The sequence below is a fragment of the Protofrankia coriariae genome (assembly GCF_001017755.1).
GTDB classification, from domain to species: Bacteria; Actinomycetota; Actinomycetes; order Frankiales; family Frankiaceae; genus Protofrankia; species Protofrankia coriariae.
The window spans coordinates 123,570-129,056 of sequence record NZ_JWIO01000004.1; the positions used below are offsets into that span (position 1 = coordinate 123,570).

Annotated in this window: 4 protein-coding genes (1 of these 4 cut by a window edge); all 4 read right to left on the bottom strand. The window is 70.5% G+C overall.

The window, feature by feature from the left end; all coding sequences use genetic code 11:
- On the bottom strand, positions 1-1,345 hold the 5' portion of the coding sequence (gene nifN, locus FrCorBMG51_RS04340) for a nitrogenase iron-molybdenum cofactor biosynthesis protein NifN (protein ID WP_047221806.1). The gene continues 74 nt to the left of window position 1, outside the view; the window shows 1,345 of its 1,419 coding nt (coding positions 1-1,345); its start codon is at positions 1,343-1,345; the stop codon falls past the left edge of the window.
- Positions 1,345-2,874, bottom strand: coding sequence for a nitrogenase iron-molybdenum cofactor biosynthesis protein NifE (gene nifE, locus FrCorBMG51_RS04345; RefSeq protein WP_047221807.1), 1,530 nt, complete (start codon positions 2,872-2,874; stop codon positions 1,345-1,347). Before nifE ends, nifN begins: the two co-directional genes overlap by 1 nt.
- A 41-nt stretch (positions 2,875-2,915) precedes the next feature.
- A complete protein-coding gene (nifK, locus tag FrCorBMG51_RS04350; RefSeq protein ID WP_047221808.1) occupies positions 2,916-4,439 on the bottom strand; it encodes a nitrogenase molybdenum-iron protein subunit beta in 1,524 nt (507 codons plus the stop codon).
- A 112-nt stretch (positions 4,440-4,551) separates the two neighbouring features.
- The coding region (locus FrCorBMG51_RS30555) for a nitrogenase component 1 (RefSeq protein WP_275452041.1) at positions 4,552-5,487 on the bottom strand (936 nt) is incomplete at its 5' end.

The following is a 5,487-nucleotide window of genomic DNA, read 5'->3' on the forward strand; positions in this document are numbered from 1 at the left end:
CGGCCGCCGCGCCCGTCGGCGCCGCGGCTGCCGGATGACGCGACGGACGGTGTGACTCGCGGTGTTCGAGCAGCCGGTTGGCCGCGTCCACGAGCAGGTGCAGGCTGCCCCGGTATCCGGACGTGGCGCGCAGCTGGGCGCCCATCCGGTCGTAGACGGGGAAGCCCATCGTCAGATGTGCCGCGCCGGCCCCGGCGGCCGCGTCGGCCCCGTGGCTGGAGGCGACGACCAGCTCGGCGCCGGCCGCCGCGGCCCGTTCGGCGAGGTCGACGAAGTCGCCGACGACAACCTCCTCCCACGGCGCCTGCCGCAGCACGTCGGCGTCCGTCGGCGACACCGCGGTGACGATCTCGGCGCCGACGTCGTAGAGCAGCGAACCGACCGCGACAAGCTGGTCGGGTTCGAGCGCGAGGGCCACCTTCGCCCCGCCGAGGACGAAGTGGCTGTCCATCAGCCCGTCGGCCAGCCGCCGGCGCCAGCGCCGAACCGCCTCGGGGGCGGTCGCGCCGGTGTGCCGGATCAGGTCGGTGACCAGCAGGTCGGTGACGGCCAGCCCGCTGAGGTGGTCGTGGGCGATCAGCGGGACGCCGGCCTTGCCCGCCAGCTCTCCGGCGGCGGTGGCCGCCGCGGACCCGACCGCGACGACAACCTCACAGCCGGCCAGGCCCAGCAGGGCGTCGAGGGTCGTCCCGCCGGTGGTCACCGGCGACCAGTTCGCGGCGAGGTGGCCGTCGAGCGACCCGGACAGGTCGGGGACGACCACCGGGTCGAGGCCGAAGGCCCGGACGAGGTCGGCGATCTCGTCGATGTCCACCGCGGTCAGCGTCGGGCCGACGAGCACGGCGGCCCGGCCGGGGACCGTCACCCCGGTGGCCGGGACCGCGGCGACGATCCCCCGCAGCGCCGCGGACCAGCCGTCCGACAGCCCGCCGTGGAAGTCCGGGGTGGACACCGCGACGACCAGCGGGCCACGGGAGCCCGGGGCGTACCTCGACGCGCCGAGGACACCGAACATGTCCTCCTCGGTGACCTCGGTGAGGCCGGTGGTCAGCACCCCGATGATGTCGGGACGCTGCCGCTCGTTGATGGTGTCCAGCGCGCTCAGCAGCGACTCGGACGAGCCGAGCACGGCGCTGACGTCGTTGATGGCGCTGCTCTGCAACGGGATGGGCTCGCGGAAGTGGCGGGTGAGCAGGGCCTTGGCGAACGCCGAGCAGCCCTGCGCACCGTGCAGCATCGGGATGCAGCGGGCCAGGCCGAGGAAGGCCAGCGCGCCGCCGAGGGGCTGGCTGTGCTTGAGCGGGTCGAAGGCGGCCCGGTGTCCGCCGGTGGTGACGCGGGCCATCAGAAGACCTCGGGATCGCTGTCGTCGTCGATGTCGTCGGTGCCGTCCTCGAAGCCGCCGCCCGCGGCCGCGCCGGCGGCCGTGACAGCGTCGGCGGCAGTGCCACCGGCGCTGGCGGCCGGGCCTCCCGGGCGGCCGGTGGGGCCGGTGGGATCCGGCTCGTCCTCCCAGGGCGCGTCCGCCCGGACCTGCTCCCAGACCGGGCTGGACAGCGCCAGATCCAGCCGCCGGGCAAGTTCGATCATTCCGGGGTAGCCGGCGAAGGCGTGGTGGCGTTCCTGGTTGACGTCGAGGAAGGGCAGCCTGCCCTTGAGCGCGGTGTACTGGTTGCGGCCACCGGCGATCAGGATGTCGGCCTGGGTGTCGGCGACCACCCGCAGCAGTTCGGCGGGCGTGCCGTTGCGGACGACGATCCCGTCCTCACCGAGCAGTTCGGTGATCTTGTCGACGTCGTCCTCGGTGCTCTTGGTGGCCCCGGAGGCGACGACCTCCACCCCGAGGTCCTGCAGCGCCGCCACCAGCGACCAGCTCTTGACCCCGCCGGTGTAGAGCACCGCCCGGGCACCGGCCAGCCGCTCCCGGTAGGGGGCGAGCGCCGTCGCCAGGGCGGCCTCCTCGGTGGCGATGAGCTCCTCCGCCCGCCAGGAGAGCTCCTTGTCGCCGAGGACGCGGGCAAATCCGCGCAGGGTGTCGCGCATCGCGCGGACGCCGTAGAAGCTGCCCTCGAACCAGGGGATGCCGTAGCGGTCCTCCAGGCCCCGGGCCAGCGAGAGCAGCGCCCGCGAGCAGACGACCATCGTCGCCTTCGCGCGGTGGGCGGCGGCGACGTCGGCGTAGCGGCCGTCACCGCTGACGCTCGCCAGCACCCGGATGCCGAGCTTCGCCAGCAGCGGGGTGACGTCCCACAGCTCGCCGGCGATGTTGTACTCGCCGACCAGGTTCACGTCGTACGGCGTGGTGAACGCCGGTTCCACCGTGCCGATGACGTGTTCGAGCAGGGCCTGGCCGGCGAGTCGGTTGCCGAAGTTCTTGCTGCCGGCGAATCCCGGCGAGTGCACCGGGACCACCGGGATGCCGGTCGCGGTGGCCGCCGCCGCGCACACCGCGTCGACGTCGTCGCCGATCATCGCGGTGACGCAGGTGGCGTACACGAAGACCGCGGGCGGGCGGTGGCGGCGCGCGGCCTCGACGATGGTGTCGTAGAGGCGCTGCTCGCCGCCGAAGACCACGTCCTGCTCGCCGAGGTCGGTGGCGAAGCCCCGGCGGTAGAGCGTCGGGCCTGAGGAGAGGCTGCCCCGGCCGTCCCACGAGTTGCCGGCACAGGCGATCGGGCCGTGCACCACGTGGGCGACGTCGGCTATCGGAACCAGAGTGATCATCGCGCCGTCGAACGCGCAGCCCCCGGCGGTGCCGCCCGGCTTCGGCCGGGAGCAGCCCGTCTTGCGGGTCTTGGGATCCTTGGCGCGGTTGTGGTCGCACGCCGGTTCGTCGAAGAGTACCGTGGCGTCGATCTTCGTCAGGGCAGCCATTTTCACCTCAGCGGACGGTGTCGGTCAGCGTGCGCTGCCGGTCAGCGGACGATGTCGAAGCTGTGGTCGGGCGCGTTGCGGTCCAGCTCGTCGAGGAACAGGTTGACCAGCTGGGTCAGCAGCGCCAGGCCACCCTCGTAGCCGTAGATCGGGAAGCGGTGCAGGTGGTGCCGGTCGAAGATCGGGAAACCGGCCCGGAACAGCGGCACGTTCGCCTCGCGGGCGAGGTGCTTGAGATGGGTCGAGCCGACGATGAGGTCGACCGGCTCGGTGTGCACGAGCGACCGCAGGTGCCAGCCGTCCTTGCCCGGCCAGACGGTCGCCTGCCGGCCGAACGGGCTGGCGGCGAGGATCTCCCGGGCCTGGTTGGCCCAGGTCTCGTCACCGTTGGTGGCCAGCACGTGGACCGGCTCCATACCCAGCTCCAGCAGGAAGCCGAGCATCCCGTTGACGAAGTCGGGGTCGCCGGCGATCGCGACCCGCTTGCCGTGCAGGTAGGCGTGCGAGTCGGTCAGCGCGTCGAGCAGCCGGCCGCGCTCCGCGGTGATCTCGTCCGGCACCTTGACCCCGGCCACCCGGGCGATCTCGGTGATGAAGGCGTCGGTGTTGCCGATGCCGATCGGCGCGTTGACCGTCACCGTCTCGCCGGCCCACCCGCCCACGATCTCCCTGGTCCGCTTGGAGCCGAAGGACTGCAGGAAGACGGTGGCGATGGCGTTGATCGAGTCGGCGGCGACGGCGAGCGGGGTCCCGCCCGGATACATGTGGTACTCGCCGGTCGCCGGGGAGTCGAGGCTGTCGCTGTGGTCGCCGAGCACGACGTGCTTGACGCCCAGCAGGGTCAACAGCCGCTTGAGCTCCCGGATGTTGCCGACGTAGGGGTCGAAGCCCGGCACGATGTTGACCGTGCCGTTGGACGCGCTCTTCTTGCCCTCGGTCAGGTACGACAGGATGCCGCGCAGCATGTTGTCGTAGCCCAGCACGTGCGAGCCGACGAAGCTCGGGGTGTGGGCGTACGGGACCGGGATGGTCTCGGAGATCGCGCCCTTGGTACGGGCGTTGGCGATGAAGTTCTGCAGGTCGTCGCCGATCACCTCGGCCATACAGGTGGTCGACACCGCCACCATGTCCGGCTTGTACACGTGCACGGCGGTACCGAGGGCCTCGATGAGGTTGTTCAGGCCGCCGAAGACCGCCGAGTCCTCGGTCATCGACGAGGACACCGTCGGCACCGGCTCCTTGAAGTGCCGCGAGAGGTGGCCGCGGAAGTACGAGGTGCACCCCTGCGAGCCGTGCACCAGCGGCAGGGTCCCGGCGAAGCCGAGGGCCGCGAGCACGGCGCCCAGCGGCTGGCACGCCTTCAGCGGGTTGACCGTGAGATTCTGCCGGGCGAAGTTCTTCTCCCGGTACTCCCACGACCGGGTCCATTCGGCGACCCGGTCGACCTCCGCCGGCGAGGACCCGGCCTCGAACTGCTTCTTGCGCTCGCGCTGCTCCTGGTACTCAGGGCCCTTGAACAGTGTGTTGTGGTCTCGCACCACAAGTGCGTCTGGGTTGGTGGACACCAGCGATCCTCCGGTTCACGGGCGAAAGAACACGTCTTCCGCGGGGAATTACGAGCGGAAGACGTGCCTTTCGCGGGAAGCCACGGGCGAAAGACACGTCTTCCGCGGGAAATCAGCTCTTCTTGGAATTCACCCACGGCGCGTCGAACAGGTCCCATGACGGGTTGTTGACGGCGCTGTCCATGTCCCGGGCGAAAATCGCGAAGCCCTCGACACCGTGGTACGGACCGGAGTAGTCCCAGGAGTGCATCTGACGGAACGGCGTCCGCATCTTGTGCGAGACGTACTTCTCCTTGATGCCGGCGCCGACCAGGTCCGGCTTGAGACGGCGGGTGAACTCCTCCATCTCGTAGGCGGTCGGGTCGTCGTAGACCACGATGCCCTGCTTGAGCTCGGGGTAGCTACGGGAGTAGTCGTCCTTGTGGGCGAACTCGTAGCCGGTCCCGATGACCTCCATGCCGAGGTCCTCGTAGGCGCCGACGGTGTGGCGCGGGCGCAGGCCGCCGACGGCGAGCATGACGGTCTTGCCCTCGAGCCGGTGCCGGTAGGTCTCCCGCACCTTGTCGAAGAAGGGCTGGTACCGCGCGATGGCGGCCTCGGTCTTCTCCTTGATGGTGTCGTCGAAGAACTCGGCGATCTTCCGCATCGACTCGACGATCTTCGTGGGGCCGAAGAAGTTGAACTCGGTCCACGGGGTGCCGTAGCGCTCCTCCATCGTGGTGGCGATGTAGTTCATGGAGCGGTAGCAGTGCAGCACGTTGAGCTTGGCCAGGTGGGCGGTGGCCATCTCGTTGACGGTGCCGTCGCCGGACCACTGGGCGATGACCCGCAGGCCCATGTCCTCGAGGATCTTCCGGGAGGCCCAGGCGTCACCGCCGATGTTGTAGTCACCGAGCAGCGTGATGTCGTACGGGGTCTGCTCGGCGATCTCCCGGGTGCCCAGCATGTGGTCACGGATCGCGTCGTTGGCGATGTGGTGGCCCAGCGACTGGCTGATCCCGCGGAAGCCCTCGCACTTGACCGGGACGACCGGCAGGTCCAGCCGCTT